Below are 20,455 nucleotides of genomic sequence, written 5' to 3'. Positions count from 1 at the left end.
TTCGTCAACACGCTGTGCTCCTCGGTGCTCTCGCCCCGCCACGTCGAAACGCTGACGGCCCTGCTCGACTCAGCTTCTCAGGGCCCGGCCGCGCAGGGTCTGGCCGGTCTGGAGATCGACACAGACCTGCGCTGGCGCATCGTGACCGCGCTGGCGACCGCCGGCGCGATCGACGCCGACGGGCCCGAGACCCCGTTCATCGATGCCGAGGCCCAGCGTGACGCGACCGCCGCGGGACGGCGGAACGCCGCCCAGGCGGCGGCGGCCCGCCCACAGCCGCGGGTCAAGGAGGAGGCCTGGACCAAGGTGGTCGAGGACGACACCCTGGCCAACATCACGGCCCGGTCGATGATCGCCGGCATCGCGGCGCCCGGACAGGGCGAGCTGCTCACACCGTTCACGGCGCGCTACTTCGAGGCGATACCCGGGGTGTGGGCGCGTCGCTCCAGCGAGGTCGCCCAGACCGTGGTGATCGGCCTGTACCCCCACTGGGACATCGGCGACGCCGGTGTCGCCGCCGCCGACGAGTTCCTGCGCGCCCCGGATTCAGTGGTGCCGCCGGCCCTGCGCAGGCTCGTGCTGGAAGGCCAGGCCGGGGTCAAACGGGCCCTGAAGGCCCGGAAACTGGACGCTGCCGGCTGACGGCGTTCGGCGGGCCGCTCAGGCCGGGGAGATCCCGGCGCTGATCACCCGGACGGCGCTGATCAGCCCGTCGACCAAGTCGCCCTGCTCGAACGCCGATGCGGCCGCGGCGATTCCCAGGGGTGCAGCCGACTCCGCGCCGCGGCCCCGGACCCCAGAGCCGTAGACAACTTCGACGGCACACTGGTCGGGCGAGACGGCGAGCAGCACCGCGTTGTCCGGCGTCGGGACCTTGGCCAGGATCTCGCGGGCCCGCGCGGCGGTGTCGTTGCCCAGATCGCCCAGATAGATGGCGAACCGCGCCTTGGACGCCCGCGAGCTGTACTTGAGTGCGTCGTCGATGGCGACAAGGTCTTTGATCGGGAACGGGTAGTGCACCGACAGTTCGCCGGGTTCGGTGACCGCCGAGATCCGGCCGCTGCTGGTGATCACGGCGCCCTCGGGCAGGTCGCCGTGCTCGATCGTCGCTACCTCACCAGGTGCCACTGGCGCCACCTCCCACTGAGAACTTCGCTGTGTCGTGCCCACCGTGCGAATGTCCGACGGCTTCGTCCGTAGCGGCCCACAGGATCGGCGGATGTGTCCACGGTTCCGAGAGCTTGTAGGCCGCGGGGTGCGGCCCCTTGCGGGAGAAGATCGGCACTGCCAGCAGGATCACCAGCAGCAGCGGGATTCCGACGAACAACAGGTGCATCTGCATAACGCTCACGACGCAAACCGTATCCCACCGCGGCAGCTTTCGGGACACCAGGATCGGCGTCGAACGAGCCCCGGACCTGCTAAGCCGCGCCTTCACCGAGATAGCGGGCCCAAGCCGGATCCAACTCCTTGACCGTCGACAGCAGCCTCCAGTGTGGTCCCGTCGGCGGCGTCGGCGCTCGGCGCAGCGCCCAACCGAGTTCGCTGAGCAGCTTGTCGCCCTTGCGGTGGTTGCACGTCGAGCAGCAGGCGACGCAATTCTCCCAGGAATGGCCGCCGCCGCGGCTGCGCGGCACCACGTGGTCCACGGTGTCGGCCTTCGCGCCGCAGTAGGCGCAGCAGAAACGGTCGCGATGCATCAGAGCGGCACGGGTCATCGGCACGCGGGCGCGGTATGGCACCCGCACGAAGGCCCGCATTTGGATCACCGACGGCACCACGATCGTCCTGGTCGCCGAGTGGATCGTCGGCCCCGCCGGGTCGTGGTGCACGACGTCGGCCTTGCCGCAGATCACCATCACGATGGCGCGCCGCATCGGCAGTGCCGTCAGCGGTTCGTACGTGGAGTTCAGCAACAGCACCCGGCGGCGGCTCCAGATCGATGAGCTTTCCTGGCGGGCGGGTGGGTAACTGTCGACGCTGTGCAGGCATGACGCGGTAGCAGGCCCGGTCGACCCGGCCGCGGCACCGGTACTGCGGTGGCTGCGGCGTCTGTTGCCCTGCGCCATAGATCCTCCGCCGACAGTCCACCATGATTCGCCGCAGATCGCACCCCTATTCCCCGGGTAAGCCGTGTCCATCCGGTGAACAGCAGGCAAGACTTGATGCGGGTTCGTGCCCGGCGCGCCCCGCCGGCCCGCCGATGCATCACAATGGAGTGGATGGATCAGGTGAGCTTCTACGACGCTGTCGGCGGTGCCGAAACCTTCAACGCGATCGTGTCGCGGTTCTACGAGCAGGTCCCCGAGGACGAGGTGCTGCGCGAGCTGTACCCGGCCGATGACCTGGCGGGGGCCGAGGAACGGTTGCGGATGTTTCTCGAGCAGTACTGGGGCGGCCCCCGGACATACTCCGACCAACGCGGCCACCCGCGGCTGCGGATGCGGCACGCCCGATTCCGGATCACGCCCATCGAGCGGGATGCGTGGCTGAGGTGCATGCACACCGCGGTCGCGTCCATCGACGCGACGAGGCTCGACGACGAACACCGCAAAGAGCTGCTGGACTACCTCGAGATGGCCGCCCACTCCCTCGTGAACTCGACGATCTGATGGCGGACACGAGGAAGCGGCCGTGGTGGTCGAACGCGGTCTTCTACCAGGTCTATCCGCGGTCGTTCGCTGACAGCGACGGCGACGGGGTGGGCGACCTGGACGGTCTGACGGCCCGGCTGGGCCACCTGGACGAGCTCGGTGTCGACGCGATCTGGCTCAACCCCGTCACCGTGTCTCCGATGGCCGATCACGGATACGACGTGGCGGACCCTCGCGACATCGACCCGTTGTTCGGCGGGCTCGCGGCGTTCGAGCGACTGGTCGCGGCCGCACACGGTCGCGGCATCAAGGTGACGATGGACGTGGTTCCCAACCACACCAGCTCCCGGCATCCGTGGTTTCGGGCGGCGCTGGCCGCGGGCCCGGGCACTGAGGCGCGAGATCGGTATTTCTTCCGCGACGGGCGGGGCCCCGACGGGTCGGCGCCGCCGAACAACTGGGAGTCGGTGTTCGGCGGCCCGGCCTGGACGCGGGTGGTCGAACCGGACGGCAACCCCGGCCAGTGGTATCTGCATCTGTTCGACACCGAGCAGCCGGATCTCAACTGGGACAATCCCGAGGTCTTCGACGACTTCGAGAAGACGCTGCGGTTCTGGCTGGAGCGCGGCGTCGACGGCTTCCGTATCGACGTGGCGCACGGAATGGCCAAGCCGCCGGGCCTGCCGGACGCCAAGGAAGACAGCACGGTACTGCGCCACACCGACGACGACCCGCGCTTCAACAATCCGCACGTGCACGCGATCCACCGCGACATCCGCACGGTGGTCGACGAGTATCCCGGGGCGATGACCGTCGGCGAGGTGTGGGTCACCGACAACCGCCGCTGGGCGGAATACCTGCGGCCCGACGAACTGCATCTCGGGTTCAACTTCCGGCTGACCCGAACCGAATTCGAGGCCACCGCGGTCCGCGGCGCGATCGAGAACTCGCTGGCGGCCGCGTCGCTCGTCGACGCCACGCCGACGTGGACGCTGTCCAACCACGACGTGGGCCGGGAGGTCACCCGCTACGGCGGCGGGGAGGTCGGGCTGGCCCGGGCGCGCGCCATGGCGATGGTGATGCTGGCCCTGCCCGGCGCCGTGTTCGTCTACAACGGTGAGGAACTCGGCCTGCCCGACGTCGACCTGCCCGACGAGGTGCTGCAGGACCCGACGTGGGAACGCTCCGGTCACACCGAACGGGGCCGCGATGCCTGCCGGGTCCCGTTGCCGTGGTCGGGCGAGGCTCCCCCGTTCGGGTTCTCCAGCGCCACCGACACCTGGCTGCCGATACCGGCCGACTGGGCTGCGCTGACCGTCGACAGGCAGCGCGCCGACGCCGGGTCGACATTGTCGTTCTTCCAGCGGGCAATCGAACTGCGCAAGACCCGTGACGAATTCGACGGCGTCGAGGTCGACTGGCTGACGGCGCCGCATGATGCGCTGATGTTCCGCCGCGCGGGCGGGCTGCTCTGCGTCCTCAATGCGGGCAACCGCCCGATCCCGCTGCCGCGGGGAGAGGTCATCCTGGCCAGCGCGTCGCCGGTCGGCGACGCCTTGCCACCCGACGCTGCGGCCTGGCTCATCTAGTCCCGTCGGTGTACGGCCTGGTAGGTGGAAACTCATCAGGGCCAGGACCGCCGGAATCGCTTCGCCGGCAACGCTTCTGGATCAGGAAGTATTCCCGTGGACGTCGCGCTGGACATCGGCGGGGTGTCTCCGGAACGGCTGGAGAGGTGCTTTGTTTCCAGGACCTGACCCTCAGCGCAGCACCAGCGCCGGGTCGCCGCGGCGCCGGTACACCGAGCCGAACCTGGCGTCGATGCGCAGCCAGTTCGGCATGACACGGACCCGGATGATCTCTTCAGGGAGTATGGCATCCGCCTGCTGCGGCAGGAATCCCATTGCGGTCAAAGCGAACACGCACCGCATAGGCAATCCCACCGTGGCATCCGCCGAGGCCTCTGCCCAGGCGTCAGCCGAACTGACCCGAATCACCTCCTGGTCGAGCAGCGAGACGGGCGGGCCGTGGGAACCGCCGTGCTCCTTGGCCAGCCGCGCGCCGCGCTCGGCCAAGTCCAGGATCACCCGGGCCGGTACGTCGTCGACATGAACGAAGCCGGATTCCGGCGGCAGCGCACCCCGCCACGCCGCGTCCATCGAAAAGCCCGGATCCACGTAACCTGCGGTGTCCATCGCGGACAGGCCACGCGCCAATCCGTCCGCGGACACGGACAGGTCGGCGGGCCGCACGGCACCCCCCACCACGCGGCAGGCCAGTACGTCGAAACCGGTTGCCACCCAGGCAGTCACCAGACCGCCGGCGCGAGCGCGCAGCCGGATCACCGCGGCGTCGTCGAGCCGCATCGCGCGCTCAACGAACGTGGCCAGGTCCGCGCGTTGAGCGAGGCCACCTTGCGGCCCCAGCCATAGTCCGCGCTCGCCTCCCCCTGCTGTTACCGGAGCCACCGTTGCAGGTACTCCCGTTGCTGGGTCGAGAGCCGAACCAGTCGCTGCTCCTCGATGTGGACCGCGGCAAGCTGTGACTCGGCGATGACGGCGGGCTTGGACTCGGGGCCGGCTTTGGCCGAACGCACCTCGTATCCCAGCGTGAAGTCGACCGTCCGCAACCGCTTGGTCCACATGGTCACCTGCAGAGGCGAGTCGGCGAGGCGCAGCTGGGCCTTGTAGGTGACCCGGACATCCGCGATCAGCAACCCGACGGTGGCGATGTCGAGAGCGAACGGCTCCGCGAGGAACGGGATCCGGGCCTCTTCCAGGATTGTGACCGTGGTGGCGTGGTTGATGTGCTGGTACATGTCGATGTCCGACCAGCGCACCGGCACGGGTGCGACGAAGCCGATGCTCAACTCGAGGAGCCTCGCCCGCTGGTGCGGGTCATCCTACGGACCTGTCGCGCGGCCACCGACAGCGTGGCGAGATCCTTGGCCCCGCTCTCCTGGATCTCGGTGAGCGTCCGGCGGGCCCGTTCCACCCGCGAGGCACTGAGCTGCTCCCACTCCGCGATTTTCTCCTCGCCGGTTTCGTCGGGCTCGCCGACGGCGAGCACATCGAAACACAGTGAACGCAGCGAGCCGTAGATGTCATCACGGATCGCCAAGCGAGCCAATGAATGCCAGCGATCGCTGCGAGGGAGCTCTGACACCGCCGTCAGCAACCCGTCGGTGCCCAGCCGGTCCATCATCGCGAAATAGGTGTCGGCGACCTCGGCAGCATCGATCTCGTTGATGTCGGCGATGTCGATGATGTCGAGCAGGCTGTAACGGTACAGACCGGCGGCGATCAGGTAGGCCAGGTCCCCGGGCGTGCCCTGCGACGCAAACTCCGCGGCCTCCTTTTCCACGATCGCCTTGTCATCGCCGCGCAGCCACTCCGACATCCGCGGGGTCAGGTCCTTGACCTTGGCGGCGAAGCGGTTGATCTCGGCGCCGACAGCCAGTGGCTGCGGACGGTAGTTGAGCAGCCAGCGCCCGGCCCGGTCGATCAGCCGACGGGTGTCCAGCGTGAGCCGGTCCGAGAGGGCAACCGGGATGTCCGCCGCGCGGATCTGCCGCCAGAGGTCGCCGACCCCGAAGATGGCGTCGGTGGCGGCATAGGTGCGTATTGCGTCGACAGGCCGGACGCCGACGTCTTCGGCGATCCGGAAGGCATAGCTGATACCCCCGGTGTCCACCACGTCGTTGATCAACATGGTGGTGAGGATCTCGCGGCGCAACTGGTGTGCGCGGATCTCGGGGGTGAACCGTTCCCGCAGCGGAGTCGGGAAGTAGAACGGCAACCGGGATGCGAACACGTCCTGCTCAGGCAGTTCGGTGCCCAGCATGTCCTCCTTGAGACCGAGCTTGACGTGCGCCATCAGCGTGCACAGTTCTGGCGAGGTGAGCCCGATACCCGCCTCCGAGCGGCGGCGGATTTCCTTCTCCGACGGCAGCGCCTCCAGTTCGCGGTTGAGGCCGCGCTCTTCGACCAGGTACTTGATCTGCCGTTCATGCACCGGTAGCAGGCTGGCCGCGTTCGCGCGGCTGGTGCCGATCAGGTCGTTCTGATCCTCGTTGTCGGTGAGCACCAGACTCGCCACCTCGTCGGTCATCGACTCCAGCAGCGCTTTGCGCTCGCCGGGGTCGACCTTGCCGACGCTCACCAGGGAGTCGATCAAGATCTTGATGTTGACCTCGTGGTCCGAGCAGTCCACGCCGGCGGAGTTGTCCATCGCGTCGGTGTTGATCCGGCCGCCGGACAAGTCGAACTCGACGCGACCCAGGGCTGTCACACCGAGGTTGCCGCCTTCGCCGATCACCTTGGCGCGCACCTGGTTTCCGTTGACGCGGACCGGGTCGTTGGCGCGGTCCCCCACATCGGAGTCGGACTCGGATTCGGCCTTGATGTACGTCCCGATCCCGCCGTTGAACAGCAGGTCCACCGGCGCCTGCAGAATCGCCTTGATCAGGCTGGGCGGGGCCATCTCGTCGACGTCGCCGTCGATGCCCAGGGCGGTGCGGACCCGCTCGTTGACCGGTATCGACTTCTGCTCGCGGGCATAAACGCCGCCGCCCTCGCTGATCAGCGACGTGTCGTAGTCGTCCCAGCTCGAGCGCGCCAGCTCGAACAGCCGCCGACGTTCCTCCCAGGAGGCCTCGGGATCGGGATCGGGGTCAAGGAACACGTGGCGGTGGTCGAAGGCGGCGACCAGCTTGATGTGCTTGCTCAGCAGCATCCCGTTGCCGAACACGTCACCGCTCATGTCGCCGACACCGGCGACGGTGAAGTCCTCGGCCTGGGTGTCGACCCCCATCTCCCGGAAATGCCGTCTGACGGCCTCCCACGTGCCCTTGGCGGTGATGCCCATGGCCTTGTGGTCGTAGCCGACCGACCCGCCGGAGGCGAACGCGTCGCCCAGCCAGAACCCGTATGACTCGGCCACGTCGTTGGCGATGTCAGAGAACGTGGCGGTGCCTTTGTCCGCGGCCACCACCAGGTAAGCGTCGTCGCCGTCACGTCGCACCACTTCGGGCGGCGCATTGACCTTGCCGGTTGTGTGGTCGACGTTGTCGGTGACCTCCAGCAGCCCGGAGACGAACAGCTGGTAGCAGGCCACGCCTTCGGCGCGGCCTGCGTCGCGATCGACGGCGGGATCCCCGGTGGGTAGCGGCGGGCGCTTGACGACGAATCCACCCTTGGCCCCGACCGGCACGATGACGGCGTTCTTCACCGCCTGCGCCTTGACCAGACCCAGAATTTCGGTGCGGAAGTCATCGCGACGGTCCGACCAGCGCAGCCCGCCACGGGCGACCGGACCGAACCGCAGGTGCACCCCCTCGACGCGGGGGGAGTACACGAAGATCTCGTATTTGGGGCGCGGCAGCGGCAGTTCGCCGATCAGCTGCGCGTCGAGCTTGAGTGCCAACACATTCCGGGCGCGGACCGAATCCGCCCGTGTCACGAAATAATTGGTCCGCAGCGTGGCCTGGACCAGCGACGCGAAGGCACGCAGGATGCGGTCGGTGTCCAGGCTGCGCAACGCGTCGATGTCCGCGGCGACCGCGTTGGCCGCCGCTTGCGCGTCGCGGCTCCCGGGCGAACCCGACGCGTTGGGGTTGAACAGCGCTTCGAACAACGCGACGAGCGAGCGCGCCGTCGAGGGGTGGTCGTTGAGCACCGCCTCGATGTGGGACTGGCTATAGGGAAAACCGGCCTGCCGCAGGTATTTGGCGTAGGCACGCAGCAACACGACCTGCTGCCAGGCCAGGCCCGCGCGCATCACCAGCTCGTTGAATCGGTCGATCTCGACGCGACCCTGCCAGATCGCGGTCACCGCGTCGGCGAAACGTTGCGCCGTCGCGTCGCGATCTTCGGCCGACGACGCCTGCGGGATGGTCGGGTGCGGCGAGATCTTGAACTGATAGATCCACGCCGGCAGGCCGTCGGCGCGGGTGACGGTGAAGGGCCGCTCTTCGAGCACGTCGACGCCCATGCTCTGCAGCATCGGGAGCAGCTGACTCAGCGACGCGGTGCGCCCTCCCAGAAACCAGGTGAGCTGCGCGAGTCCTTCTTCGCCGCGGTCGGAGAACACCAGCCTGACCGAGTCGTCGGTCAGCTCGTCGATGATGCGGATGTGGTCGATGGCGTCCGCGGGCGCGACGGCCTGCTTGTATGCCTCAGGCAACGCGGCCGCGTAATGCTCTGCGTCCACCAGCGAGATCTTGTCGTCCGCGGCGCCGAGCAGCCGGTCGGACCAGGTTTGTGCGGCGTCGCTGATCAGCGCCTGGATCCGCACCCGGTTCTCTTCGGAGACGTCGACCGAGTCGGCCGCGACGTGACCCTCCTTTTTCGGGGGCAATCGGACCATGAAATGCATTAATGCCCAGGGGGATTCGCTGACGCGCGCGGTGAATTCGAGCCTTGTGCCGCCGAATTCGCGCATCAGGATGTCCTCGATGTGACGCCGCACGGGAGTTGTGTAGCGGTCGCGGGCCACATAGACCAGGCAGGAAACGAAGTATTGAAGTCGGTCCGCGCGCAGGAACAACAATGCGCGCCGCTGAGATCCCAGATCCACGACAGCTTTGGCCATCGCCAACAGCCTGTCGGCGCTCAGGGTGAAAAGCTCCGATCGGGGGATGGTCTGGATGACGTCGAGAAGGAGTTGCCCTGGGTAGGCGTGATCGCTGTCGGCCATCGTGAGCACGTCCCGGACCCGGCCTGAGACCATCGGGATTTCCAGCACGTCCGCGTTCATGGCGGTGATGGTGAACAGCCCGACGAAGCGGTGCTCGACGATGCCCCCGTTTCTGTCCCCAAGATTTTCGCGGACCGCGATGGCATACGGGTAAGCGCCGTAGCGCAGGTAGCTGCCGACCACGGACTGGGCCAGCACCAGCATTTTGTCGTCGTCGGTCAGCCGCGGCCGAGATCCGGTACGCGTCCGCAGCACGCCCAGACCCCGCGACCCGTCGCCGGACACCTCGCTGCCGTGCACCCGGCAACGCTGGTAGCCCAGCAACAGGAAGTTCCCGTCGGCCAGCCAGCGCAACAGTGCGGCCACTTCGTCGCGGTCGGGTGCGGCGAAGTGGCCGTCGGTGTCGGCTTCGACGTCGGCGGTGACGTGCTCGAGGGCGGCGATCAGCCCCGACGCGTCGCTCGCGACCTGTTGGACGTCGGCCAGCACCCTGGACAGCAGCCGTTCGACCTCGACCAGCGCCGCAGTATCGACGGACGGCGACAACTGCACGTGGATCCACGCCTCGCCGTCGTCCGGTGGCGCGCCGGGGGGTTTTGGGCCGATGCCACGCAGGTCCCCTTCCGGGCTGCGGCGCACCTCGAACACCGGGTTCATGATGGCGACGTAGGCGACGCCAAGACGATGCAACAGCACCGTGACGGAGTCCATCAACATCCAGCCGTGATCGGTGACAACCTGCAGGGCGGGCCCGAACCCGACGGGGTCGTCCGGCGGGTATACGGCCACACAGCTCTCGCCGGCTGGGCGGTGCTCTGCGAGCCGATAATGCGCACCCAGCATCGCCGGAGTCACGATGGCGGTGGCCACGCGCGATTCGACCGGCCCGGCTTCCCCGGGTTCGTCGGTGTGCGCACCGCGAAAGCTCTCGAGGTAGGCCGTGGTGATCCACGCAGGAATGTCCGCGTCCCGGGAGAACGTGGTCCACGGCTCGATGTCCTGCCTGGCCCCGGGGTCGACCGTCATACCGATTGCTCCCAACTAGCGAAGAATGTCAGCGTGGGCCGACGTCAGTCGCGCGTCAACTTGCGGTGGGTCACTCTGTGCGGACGGGCTGCCTCGATGCCCAGCCGGTCAACTTTGTTTTCCTCGTATGCCCCGAAGTTGCCCTCGAACCAGAACCACTTGGCCTCGTTGTCCTCGTCGCCCTCCCACGCCAGGATGTGCGTGCAGGTTCGGTCAAGGAACCAGCGATCGTGCGAGATCACCACCGCACAGCCGGGGAACTTTTCCAGGGCGTCCTCCAGCGAGCTCAGAGTTTCGACATCCAGGTCATTGGTCGGCTCGTCGAGCAAGATCAGGTTGCCGCCCTGCTTGAGCGTCAGTGCGAGGTTGAGCCTGTTGCGCTCACCACCGGACAGGACCCCCGCCGGCTTCTGCTGGTCGGGGCCCTTGAACCCGAACGCCGACACGTAAGCCCGGGATGGCACCTCGCTCTGGCCGACCTCGATGTAGTCCAGTCCGTCCGAAACCACTTCCCACACGGTCTTTTTGGGGTCGATGCCGGCGCGGTCCTGGTCGACATAACTCAGCTTGACCGTTTCCCCGACCTTGACGGTGCCGCTGTCCGGCCCCTCGAGACCCACGATGGTCTTGAACAGCGTGGTCTTACCGACACCGTTCGGGCCGATCACGCCGACGATGCCGTTGCGCGGCAGGGTGAAGGACAGGTCCTTGATCAAGGTGTTCCCGCCGAAGCCCTTGTCGAGGTGATCCACCTCGACGACCACGTTGCCCAGCCGCGGCCCGACCGGGATCTGGATCTCCTCGAAGTCGAGCTTCCGCGTTTTTTCGGCCTCGGCGACCATTTCCTCGTAACGCTGCAGGCGCGCCTTGCCTTTAGCCTGACGCGCCTTCGTCCCGGACCGGACCCATGCCAGTTCGTCGGCCAGCCGCTTCTGCAGCTTGGCGTCCTTGCGGCCCTGCACCGACAGCCGCTCGGCCTTCTTCTCCAGGTAGGTCGAGTAATTGCCTTCGTAAGGGTAGGCGCGTCCTCGGTCGAGCTCGAGGATCCACTGTGCGACGTTGTCGAGGAAGTAGCGATCGTGGGTGACCGCCAGCACGGCCCCCGCGTAGGAGGCCAAGTGTTGCTCGAGCCACTGCACGCTCTCGGCGTCCAGGTGGTTGGTCGGCTCATCCAGCAGCAGCAGGTCGGGTTTGGACAGCAGCAGCGTGCACAGCGCCACGCGACGGCGCTCACCGCCAGACAGATTGGTCACCGGCTCGTCCGGCGGCGGGCAACGCAGCGCGTCCATGGCCTGCTCGAGTTGTGAGTCGAGGTCCCATGCGTCGGCGTGGTCGAGTTCCTCCTGCAGCCGCCCCATTTCGTCCATCAACTCGTCGGAGTAGTCGGTGGCCATCAGTTCGGCCACCTCGTTGAAGCGGTCCAGCTTGACTTTGATGTCGCCCAAGCCCTCTTCCACGTTGCCGCGAACGGTCTTCTCCTCGTTCAGTGGCGGCTCCTGCTGCAGGATGCCGACGGTGGCGCCAGTGGCGAGAAAGGCATCACCGTTGTTGGGCTTGTCCAGCCCGGCCATGATCCGCAAGACGCTCGACTTGCCGGCGCCGTTGGGGCCGACGACACCGATCTTGGCGCCCGGGTAGAAGCTCAGCGTGACGTCGTCCAAAATGACCTTGTCGCCGTGCGCCTTGCGGACCTTCTTCATCGTGTAGATGAACTCAGCCATGCCGCGGTTTTGCCTTTCTGGTCTTACAGAATGATCTCGCGGACCATCCTAGGCATCGCCCGACGTCGCGGGGCCGGCCGCTAGGCCGACAGCGGCAGCGGGCTACCGTCGGCAACACCCTCGCCGAGGTGTTCCGGGTCGCCGGGGGCGGCGGTTTCCGCAGGCGCCGGGGCCGGATCGGGGCCGGTGTAGGCAGGCTTTTCGATCCGCGCCACGCACCGCGAGAGGTCCGGCCCGACGGCGGTGGCCCGCATCTCCAGCGACGAACGACGATTGCCGTCACGGTCCTCGTACTCGCTGGTGTAGACGTATCCCGTGACAACCACCGGGGCTCCCTTGCCCAGTGCGGAGCCCACACCGGTGACCATCTTGCCCCAGCAGTTCACGGTGACGAAAAGGGAGTGGCCGGGCTCCCAGCCGCCATCACCGGTGCGCCGGCGCGAGTTGCTGGCCACCCGGAACTTGATCACCTCCTGGTCGCCGACCTTGCGGCGCTGGAGGTCGTTGACGATGTGACCGACGACGGTGAACGGGGTTTCGAACATTGCTGATCCCTTTCTCGGTTGCTTTCCGGGCCGGCGAACACATCACCGCCCGGTCCGGCTGCCATTCAGCCCGGCACCGCCGACAGGATCCGCGTCGACCTGGGCTGCGGCCGGTATCCCTGTGGATCAAGTCGTGACTGTGGATCAGTTCGCGGGTTGGTGCGTGCGGCGGGGCGAGTAACGCGTCACGAACCCGGCCAGCATCACGTTGTCCGCGATCAGGTCCGCGTCGTCGTCGCGTTCGGACACCCGGTCCAGCCGCCGGGCCATGCGATCGTCGCTGCGCGCACACTGGATGAGCGAAGCCGGCACCACGGTCACCAGGGGACCTTCGCCGGTCGCCCGGGCAGAGATCAGGGTGTTCGGATGTCCCGGCGACTCTGACGCGCGGTGAACTCGCGGGCGACGAACCGGTCGCGCGAAATCCGCTCGACGTAGTCGAAGTCGCGAACGATGTCCCGCAACTCCTGCCGGAAAGCGAATCGTCGTTCGGCGAGGCCACCATCGCAGGGGTCGGCGGGCGCGATCAGACCTTGATCAGCGGCGACCTGGCGCGCGGTCGCGAACAGCAGCGTCGACACCGATTCGTTGCTGCGGACGCGGTTCTGTGCCACGTATTGTCGCCCCACCCCGAGCGCCAGTTCCATCAGTTCCGGCTGACCGATGTCCGGCGCGGCATCGCGCAGCACGTCGGCGACGATCGCGTAGGCCTCGAAGAAGACCCGCAGCATCGCATCCGCCATCAGCGGGCGCTTGCCGAACAGCATCGCGTCGATGTCTTCGCCTCCGGCGGCAACATGGGCTTCCCAGTCATCGTGCCAGGCCATTTCTTCGGCGATGTTGTCGCGAAACGCCGCCGAGTCGGCGAAATAGAAGTCGAATTTGAGCAGATCGCGCAACCGCATCGCCTGATCCCAGAACGCCGCCAGTCGGTCGCCGTCAGCGTGCCTGGCATGCGCCAGCGCGAGTTCGACTATCGAGGTTTCCAGGAACGCATGGATCACCGAGTTTCGGTAGAACGCCGCGGTGTGTTCGTCCTCGGGCGCGATATGCCACACCGGCTCCCGGCCGCTGTCGACCCGGGTGATCGGGTGTCCGTTGGACAGCGCGTCGACCGCTGCGCGCACGCCCGCGCGGGTGCGCAGCCGCAGCGCGCTCGTCGACATCGGCGTGTGCTTGCGTTCGAGGTATCCCAGCGAGTCCTGCAGGGTGTGGTGCAACTGGTCGAGCGTCAGCGCCGTGCCGCGGGTGGTCAGCAGCAGCGCGCACACCAACCCCGTTGCGGTGACGGGAGTGGCCTGCAGGATCCGCCAGGCCACCTCGAAGGACATCTTCTGCAGGGCAAGCTTTTTGGCGTCCTGATCGTGGCTGAGTGGACCCTGCTGCGGCCCCAGGTACTGGCGCATCGACACCGCCTCGGGGAAGCGGACGTAGATCTTGCCGTAGTTGCGTTCGCCCTGCGCCCTGATGAAGTTGTACAGCCAGCCGATGCCCTCGAGGGCCTTCTCCCCGCCGCGGGCGTAGGCGGCATACTCGGCCGTCTCGTGCAGTTGGTCGAAGCTGATCGACACCGGCTGCAGTAGGATGTCTTCGCTGCGGCCGTCCAGATAAGCGTCGGCCACGTAGGCCAGCAGGCCGAGCTTGGGCGGCAGCATCTTGCCCGTCCGCGAGCGAGTGCCCTCGATGGACCAGCTCAGATTGAACCGCTTCTCCACGATGTAGCCGACGTACTCGCGCAAGACGTACTTGTAGAGCGGGTTGTCACCGACGTTGCGGCGGATGAAGATGACGCCGGACCGGCGCAGCAGCGGGCCCATCAACCCGAACGACAGGTTGATGCCGGCGAACACGTGCACCGGCGGCAGCCGGTTCTCCTGCATCGCCACCGGCACCACCGCGCCATCGATATAGGACCGGTGCGAGAACAACAGCACGGCGGGGTGCGCTTCCAGGCCGGAGCGCATGGCCGCCACCTCGTACTCGTCGTAGTCGAACTCGGGATCGAATCCGCGGCTGATCGCCCGGCCGAGGACGGAGACGAGGTCGACGGACACCCTGCTCCACCCGGTGGCGAGTTCGTCGAGCATCTTCCCGGCGGCGTCGACGGTGGCGCCCGGGATGTCGCGCAGGCCGGCGCGAAACCGCGCCGACGCCAGGATCTCCGGCTTGAGTAGCCGCGGCGACTTGTACTGCGGCCCGAGGATCCGGTATTCAACGCGTTCGATCGCCAGGATTGCGCGGCGGATGACGAACTCGGCGAGGTCCCATGGGTCTTCACCCACCGTGGTGTCGCGCCACTGCTGGCGCAGTTCGGACGCCTTGGCCGGCTCACCGGCCACCACCCGGGCGCGGGCAGGAGCGTCGCGGCGGATGCGGCGTTGCCGGCGCTGGTTGGGGTGGTAGGGATCCAGACCGGGCAGCAGACCCGCGACCTTAGCGAGCCTGCTGCGATCCGGTGGCGGCAACCAGAACACCCGGACCGGCACGATCGAACGGTCGTCACCGGATTCGAGTTGCTGCTTCAGCGCGGCCAGTGCCGAGGGCGGCGCGTCGGGTTCGGGCAGCCGCAGCACATCGACCCGGGCCCCCGGGTGGTCGGCCCGCTGCCGCTCCACCCAGGCCGTGATCAGCTCCATTTCGACCGGCGAGGCCATGGATGCCAACACCAGCGAATCCTGCGCGCTGAGGACTGCGCTGGTGTCTGCGACCGGTTCGCTCACGCGCGCCCTCGAGGACGCGGTTCGGGTGTCGCCTCGCCGGGGGCGGTGACCTTCGGCTGGGCTTTCGCGGCGGCTTGCGTGGCCGGCACCTTCTTGGCCGGCACCTTCTTGGCCGGCACCTTCTTGGCCGGCACCTTCTTGGCCGCTTTCGTCTTGTGGAGATCGAGCTCGGGCAGCTCGCCGGCGGGCCAGTCGGCCAGCGTCTCCAGGTACAGCCGACGCACCTCGGCGATGCGCTCGGGCAGCGCCTCAACCGTCCAGTCGTCCACCGCGATCGGCGGGAAAACCGCCACGTCGACCGTGCCCGGGTTGATGGTGGTGGAGTTGCGCGCGGCGACGATCTCGGCATTGCGGATCACGATCGGCACGATCGGGGCGCCCACAGCCATCGCGATGCGGAACGCACCCTTTTTGAAGGGTCCGACCTCGGTGGTGTCCACGCGGGTGCCTTCGGGGGCGATCACGACCGAGAGTCCCTTTTTGGCGAGCTCTTCGATTTGGTGCAGCGACTCCACGGCAGCGCCCGGATCGTCGCGGTCGATGAACGCAGCGTCCATCGCCTTGCCGATCGTGCCCATGATCGGATCCTTGGCCAGCTCCTTCTTGCCCACCGCAGTCCAGTTGTCGCGCACCAGCGCACCGACGATGACGGGGTCGACCTGGTTGCGGTGGTTGAAGATGAAAACCGCCGGACGCTGAGCGGTCAGGTTTTCCCGGCCGATGACGTTCAGCTGGACACCGGTGGTGGCGAGCAGCACCTGGGAGAAAGTGGAGGTGAAGAAGTTGACGCCGCGCCGCCGGCTGCGGGTGAGCATCCCGATCCCCACCGCCCCGGTCGCGATCGGGAACAGCGAACCGAAACCGGCCAACGTGCGCAGCTGCCGCCGGATCCCGACTGGTCCGCGACTGTTGAACCGAAGGATCGGCCAGCCGCGCCGCTTGGCCACCGCGGCCATCTTGCCCTCGGGATTGGTCGGCCGAGGGTTGCCTACCAGATACATCAGGGCGACGTCCTCGTCGCCATCGGCGTAGAAGTAGCTGTCCTTGAGGTCGATGTCGTTCTCGGCAGCGAACCGCTGCACGGCGGCGGCCTTGCCCGGCCCCCAGAGGATGGGTTCTTGCACGCCACCGGTGAGCATGCCGTCCACGGTGGTCTCGAACTTGTTGGTGAGCATGTTCGTGATGCCGAGGAACCGGGCCACCGGATTGACCTGGATGGTCAGCGCCGACGAGCTGAGTACCACGGTATGTCCGCGCGCCACGTGCGCCCGAACCAGTTCACGCATCTCGGGATAGATCCGGGACTCGATCCGCTGTACGAACAGCCGCTCCCCGATCTCCTCGAGATCGTCGATCAGTCGCCCGGCCAGCGCGGAGGCGGCTGTGCCGATGAGGTCTTCGAACTCGATGCGCCCGAGCGTGTGGTTCAGGCCGGCCTGCACCATGCCGAGCAACTCCCCCACCCCCATGTCCCGGCGCAGCAGACGTTCCTGGGTGAGGATGACTGCGGTGAAGCCGGCGACCAGAGTTCCGTCCAGGTCGAAGAACGCCCCGATCCTGGGCCCGGGTGGACTGGCCATGATCTCGGCGACCGAACCGGGCAGCCGCATGCCCGTCGCCGGCTTCTGCATGTCGCGTTCGGCCCCCCGCTCCTCGGATGCGCTCATGATCCCGACACCGCTCGCGACGCCGACGCGGCCGGCTCGCCGAACGAGGCAGGCGCCGCGCGGGGCGCCGGGTCGCCGGCCAGCGCCAGGATCTCGTCGAAACCCTCCAGCAGGCACTGGGCGAACAACGGCTCGTCGCGGATCGCCGCCCTGTCATAGCGCACGGTGATCGTGCACCATCCGCCCCGCGAGATCAGGACCACCATCATCGCCACGCCGGGCAGCGGGCCGATGCCGTACTCGCGCAGGACTTTCGCGCCGGCGATGTAGGTGTCTCCCGGATAGACCGGGAGGTTGCTGGCCTGGACGTCGGAGCCGATCACCGAGCCGGTGATCCCCTGCAGCACGGCGGTCGGCAGGATGCTGAGCACCGGCGCGAGGGAACCGACGATGTTCATCGCGGGCTCTTCGCGGCGCTTGGTCATTTGCGCGCGGATCTTCCTCATCCGGGAAACCGGGTCCGCGGTGCCCAGGGGCGCCGCCAGGTTGACGCCAGTGAACCGGTTGCCCCCGGTCGTGTCGGCGTCGGCCCGCAGGTTCACCGGGACTGCCATCGGCAGCGTGCTGACCGGCACGCCGAGGGCCTCGTGGTAGCGGCGCAGGGCGCCGGACAGGCCTGCGAGGTAGGCGTCGTTGATCGATCCCCCGCCTGCCTTGGCAGCCCTGTGCAGATCGGCGAGCCGAAGGTCGATCGCTTCGGTGCGGGTAGCCAGGCTGCGCCGGCGCAGCAGCGGCGACGGCTCGGCGGCCCGGTTGAGCACCCGCATACCCGACATGGCGTAGCCCACGATCCCCGAGACCGTCACCGTCGGTTCCAGAACCACCCGCCCGGCCGTTGACACGGCACCGGACACCGCCCCCAGGACCCCGCCGAGCAGCGACAGTGGAAGCCGGTTGATGCCCTGTCGCATCAACTCGTTGGGTGTCAGGTCCTGCGGAACGGGCAGCGGCGGCGTCGGCCGGGGTTGGGGTTCGCGCTCGAGGTCGTAGATCTCGGCGAACATCGCCACACCACCGACACCGTCGGTGACCGCATGGCTGACGTGCAGCAGCATCGCGGCCTTCCCGTCGGGCAAGCCCTCCACCAGGGTGGCCGTCCACAGCGGCCGGGAGATGTCCATCGGCGACTGCAGGATGACCTCGGCGAGGTCGAACACTTCCCGCAGCGTGCCAGGTCCGGACACCCGCACCCGGCGCACGTGGAAGTCCAGGGTGAAATCCGGATCGACCACCCAGCGCGGTGACGCCGTCGGCAAGGTCGGCACGACGACCTTTTGCCGCAGTCGCAGCACCCGGCGCGAGGCGTTTTCGAAGCGGGTGCGAAACGCGTCCCAATTCGGTGTCGCGTCAAGGACTTCCAGTGCCATGATGCCCGAGCGGGTCCGGGGATTCGCCTCACCCCGATGCATCAGATAGTCGACCGGTCCGAGCTCGTCGGACAGTTTCACGACGCCCGCGGAATCAGTTGCCTCAGCCATGATCTCCAACTCGACCTGCCCTAGGTGTCACCGCCGACCAAGCCTCTCGCCAATCGCCAATCGCCAATCGCCAATCGCCAGCACAACGCTAGTCGGGTTGACGGGCTGGTGAAAGGCACGATCCGGTCGCAAGGCCCGCCCCGGTGACGGGTCCGGGCCTCAGCTGGCGGACGTGACCGCCAGGGGTGGCGAATCCATCAGCGAACTCGAGCGCCGACCGTAGACGACGCCGAGGAAATCGGCGACGGCGTTGGCGGCCAGCCGCGATCGCAGCGTCGGGGTGATGTCGAAGGCGTGGTGGGCGTTGGCTAGTTCGGCGTAGCCGACGGTGGGTGCGCCCGCCCCCCGCAGCGCCGCACAGAACGACCGGGCCTGGCCACAGGGAACCACTTCGTCTTTTTCGCCGTGGAGCACGAAGAACGGCGGGGCGTCGGGGTGGACGTAGGAGATCGGGGAAGCCGCCTCGAACTGCTCCGGGACGCTGGCGTAGCGGGCTTTCATGACGAACTGCTCGAGGAACGGCAGCATCAGTTCGTGCATGTTGTCGGCGTCGACGAAGTCGTAGACCCCGTAGTAGGGGGCGACGGCCTGGACCGTGGTGTCGGCGCGTTCGAATCCCGGTTGAAACCTCGGGTCGTTGGGCGTGAGCGCCGCCAGAGACGCCAAGTGCCCGCCGGCCGAGCCGCCGGTCATCGCGATGAAGTCGGGGTCGCCGCCGTAGTCGGCGATGTTCTCGCGGACCCACGCGATCGCGCGCTTGACGTCGATCAGGTGCGCCGGGAACGCGCAGCGCGGGCTCTTACTGTAGTTGATCGAGACGCAGATCCACCCGAGCTCGGCCATGCGGCTCATCAGCGTGTAGGCCTGAACGCGTTTGTCGCCGACGGTCCACGCGCCGCCGGGCACCTGGATCAGCACCGGTGCGCGGCTGCCGGGCGCGACGTGCGGGCCACGCCAGACGTCGAGCAGATGTTCGGTGCCGCCCGGACCATAGGAGATGTCGGAGGTCTGCGCAGCATAGCGGCGGTGCGGGCCGGGCCGGTGGAACAGGCCGTCGCTAGGGGGGCCTTGCGACTCACAGCAGGCCGGATGGGACACCTCATCGCGAAAGTCCGGCCCGAACGCGTCCTCGAGGGCCGCACTGAGGGCTTGATCGGCGCGCTGCGCCGCCCAGGTGGTGGCGACCCGGCCGACCGCCGGGTGCGCTACCCGGGACAACGCGTACCCCGTCAGCACGTGCGGCGGAAATTCGGTGGACAGCCAGCCCGCGACCCAGCCGAGCGCGAACGGCGAACCCCGCAGCAGCAGGGCGCTGGCACGGCAGGTATCCTTGGCGTCAGCCGCCAGTCGCAGCGCGTGGGCGCTGGCCCGCGAGCACCGCGAAGCCACATCTATGGCCACGCTCATAGGTACGCCACCCCTCGACGTCAGGCACACGCCTCATTGCGGTTAACGGCTCATGTCCAGCCGATGTTGTACGTGTGTCGAGGATCACCACCCTAACCGATAATCGCGGCGGCGAAAGCCTTTTCGGGTGTGTCGTGTTGCTCCGACCGGGCCGCCGAGCCCGTTGGCTAGACTGACCTGCACATTGCCTCCGTAGCTCAGGTGGATAGAGCAAGGGCCTTCTAATCCCTAGGTCGCACGTTCGAGTCGTGCCGGGGGCACCACTACTTTTTGCAGGCTAAGGCCTGTATCTAGCTGAACGAATAAGTTAGCTATACCTAAGTAGTCGTGCCCGTTGATTCGTCGGGCCTGTTCGCTGGGGTGCCGAGACTGCGGTGGCGGCGACGTCGGGCGCTCAGACTCAAGTGGTCGCTGCAACACCTGATTTGGTTAGGGGTGTTGTTCGATGGCGTTTCGGAAGCAGGGCAGCAAAGGCGTTCTGGGTGAGGCTCGTGAGGTTTTTTGGGAGGCGTTGAGGTCGGGGTTGTCGCAATCGGCGGCGGCAACGGTGGCTGGGGTGTCTCATCAGACGGGGTGTAAGTGGGCCAAGGCCGAGGGGATC

At 67.5% G+C, this 20,455-nt stretch carries 16 protein-coding genes and 1 tRNA gene; 4 read left to right on the top strand and 13 right to left on the bottom strand.

Annotation, left to right across the window (positions count from 1 at the left end):
- Nucleotides 1–642: ERAP1-like C-terminal domain-containing protein (locus ACOJVU_RS21330; protein ID WP_421531613.1), on the top strand; the 642-nt coding region annotated here is incomplete at its 5' end.
- Nucleotides 643–660: 18 nt separating this feature from the next.
- Here the strand turns inward: ACOJVU_RS21330 and ACOJVU_RS21325 are convergent.
- From ACOJVU_RS21325 to ACOJVU_RS21315, 3 genes are all read right to left on the bottom strand, one after another.
- A complete protein-coding gene (locus ACOJVU_RS21325) occupies nt 661–1,128 on the bottom strand; it encodes a DUF5130 domain-containing protein (protein WP_421531612.1) in 468 nt (155 codons plus the stop codon).
- Nucleotides 1,115–1,342: a hypothetical protein gene (locus tag ACOJVU_RS21320; protein ID WP_421531614.1), complete on the bottom strand. Its 228-nt coding sequence runs from the start codon at nt 1,340–1,342 to the stop codon at nt 1,115–1,117. Before ACOJVU_RS21320 ends, ACOJVU_RS21325 begins: the two co-directional genes overlap by 14 nt.
- Nucleotides 1,343–1,421: 79 nt before the next feature.
- Nucleotides 1,422–2,069: an HNH endonuclease gene (locus tag ACOJVU_RS21315; RefSeq protein ID WP_421531611.1), complete on the bottom strand. Its 648-nt coding sequence runs from the start codon at nt 2,067–2,069 to the stop codon at nt 1,422–1,424.
- 153 nt (nt 2,070–2,222) lie between these two features.
- Here ACOJVU_RS21315 and ACOJVU_RS21310 point away from each other — a divergent pair, with 153 nt between their 5' ends.
- Both ACOJVU_RS21310 and ACOJVU_RS21305 read left to right on the top strand, forming a co-directional pair.
- The gene (locus ACOJVU_RS21310; protein ID WP_421531610.1) at nt 2,223–2,612 is read left to right on the top strand and encodes a globin; all 390 of its coding nucleotides are present in this window, start codon (nt 2,223–2,225) and stop codon (nt 2,610–2,612) included.
- Nucleotides 2,612–4,183 carry a glycoside hydrolase family 13 protein gene (locus tag ACOJVU_RS21305; RefSeq protein ID WP_421531609.1) on the top strand — a complete coding sequence of 524 codons (1,572 nt, stop codon included), beginning with the start codon at nt 2,612–2,614 and terminating at the stop codon, nt 4,181–4,183. The genes ACOJVU_RS21310 and ACOJVU_RS21305 overlap by 1 nt, the downstream gene beginning before the upstream one ends.
- 171 nt (nt 4,184–4,354) lie before the next feature.
- Here the strand turns inward: ACOJVU_RS21305 and ACOJVU_RS21300 are convergent, their stop codons facing one another.
- The 10 genes from ACOJVU_RS21300 to ACOJVU_RS21255 form a co-directional block, all read right to left on the bottom strand.
- Nucleotides 4,355–5,062, bottom strand: a complete 708-nt coding sequence (locus ACOJVU_RS21300; RefSeq protein WP_421531608.1) for a hypothetical protein — start codon at nt 5,060–5,062, stop codon at nt 4,355–4,357.
- Nucleotides 5,050–5,463, bottom strand: a complete 414-nt coding sequence (locus tag ACOJVU_RS21295) for an acyl-CoA thioesterase (protein ID WP_421531607.1) — start codon at nt 5,461–5,463, stop codon at nt 5,050–5,052. The genes ACOJVU_RS21300 and ACOJVU_RS21295 overlap by 13 nt, the downstream gene beginning before the upstream one ends.
- Complete coding sequence (locus ACOJVU_RS21290; RefSeq protein ID WP_421531606.1) at nt 5,460–10,316, bottom strand: NAD-glutamate dehydrogenase; 4,857 nt, start codon at nt 10,314–10,316, stop codon at nt 5,460–5,462. Before ACOJVU_RS21290 ends, ACOJVU_RS21295 begins: the two co-directional genes overlap by 4 nt.
- A 44-nt stretch (nt 10,317–10,360) precedes the next feature.
- Complete coding sequence (ettA, locus tag ACOJVU_RS21285; protein ID WP_421531605.1) at nt 10,361–12,037, bottom strand: energy-dependent translational throttle protein EttA; 1,677 nt, start codon at nt 12,035–12,037, stop codon at nt 10,361–10,363.
- 80 nt (nt 12,038–12,117) lie between these two features.
- The gene (locus ACOJVU_RS21280; protein ID WP_421531604.1) at nt 12,118–12,582 is read right to left on the bottom strand and encodes a single-stranded DNA-binding protein; all 465 of its coding nucleotides are present in this window, start codon (nt 12,580–12,582) and stop codon (nt 12,118–12,120) included.
- A gap of 144 nt (nt 12,583–12,726) precedes the next feature.
- Nucleotides 12,727–12,903 (bottom strand): hypothetical protein, encoded by a 177-nt coding sequence (locus ACOJVU_RS21275; RefSeq protein ID WP_421531603.1) that lies wholly within the window; start codon nt 12,901–12,903, stop codon nt 12,727–12,729.
- Between the two features lie 32 nt (nt 12,904–12,935).
- Nucleotides 12,936–15,302 (bottom strand): glycerol-3-phosphate 1-O-acyltransferase, encoded by a 2,367-nt coding sequence (locus tag ACOJVU_RS21270; protein WP_421531602.1) that lies wholly within the window; start codon nt 15,300–15,302, stop codon nt 12,936–12,938.
- Nucleotides 15,299–16,969 (bottom strand): HAD-IB family hydrolase, encoded by a 1,671-nt coding sequence (locus tag ACOJVU_RS21265; protein WP_421531601.1) that lies wholly within the window; start codon nt 16,967–16,969, stop codon nt 15,299–15,301. The genes ACOJVU_RS21270 and ACOJVU_RS21265 overlap by 4 nt, the downstream gene beginning before the upstream one ends.
- A complete protein-coding gene (locus ACOJVU_RS21260) occupies nt 16,966–18,447 on the bottom strand; it encodes a WS/DGAT/MGAT family O-acyltransferase (protein WP_421531600.1) in 1,482 nt (493 codons plus the stop codon). Before ACOJVU_RS21260 ends, ACOJVU_RS21265 begins: the two co-directional genes overlap by 4 nt.
- Nucleotides 18,448–18,606: 159 nt before the next feature.
- The gene (locus ACOJVU_RS21255) at nt 18,607–19,854 is read right to left on the bottom strand and encodes an alpha/beta hydrolase fold domain-containing protein (RefSeq protein WP_421531599.1); all 1,248 of its coding nucleotides are present in this window, start codon (nt 19,852–19,854) and stop codon (nt 18,607–18,609) included.
- A gap of 186 nt (nt 19,855–20,040) precedes the next feature.
- On the opposite strand from ACOJVU_RS21255, the gene ACOJVU_RS21250 reads away from it, so the two are divergent.
- Nucleotides 20,041–20,117, top strand: a tRNA-Arg gene (locus ACOJVU_RS21250).
- Nucleotides 20,118–20,455 lie beyond the last annotated feature (338 nt).

This window comes from Mycobacterium sp. THU-M104 (assembly GCF_049197365.1).
Taxonomy (GTDB): Bacteria; Actinomycetota; Actinomycetes; order Mycobacteriales; family Mycobacteriaceae; genus Mycobacterium.
This window is presented reverse-complemented; position numbering and strand designations above follow the sequence as displayed.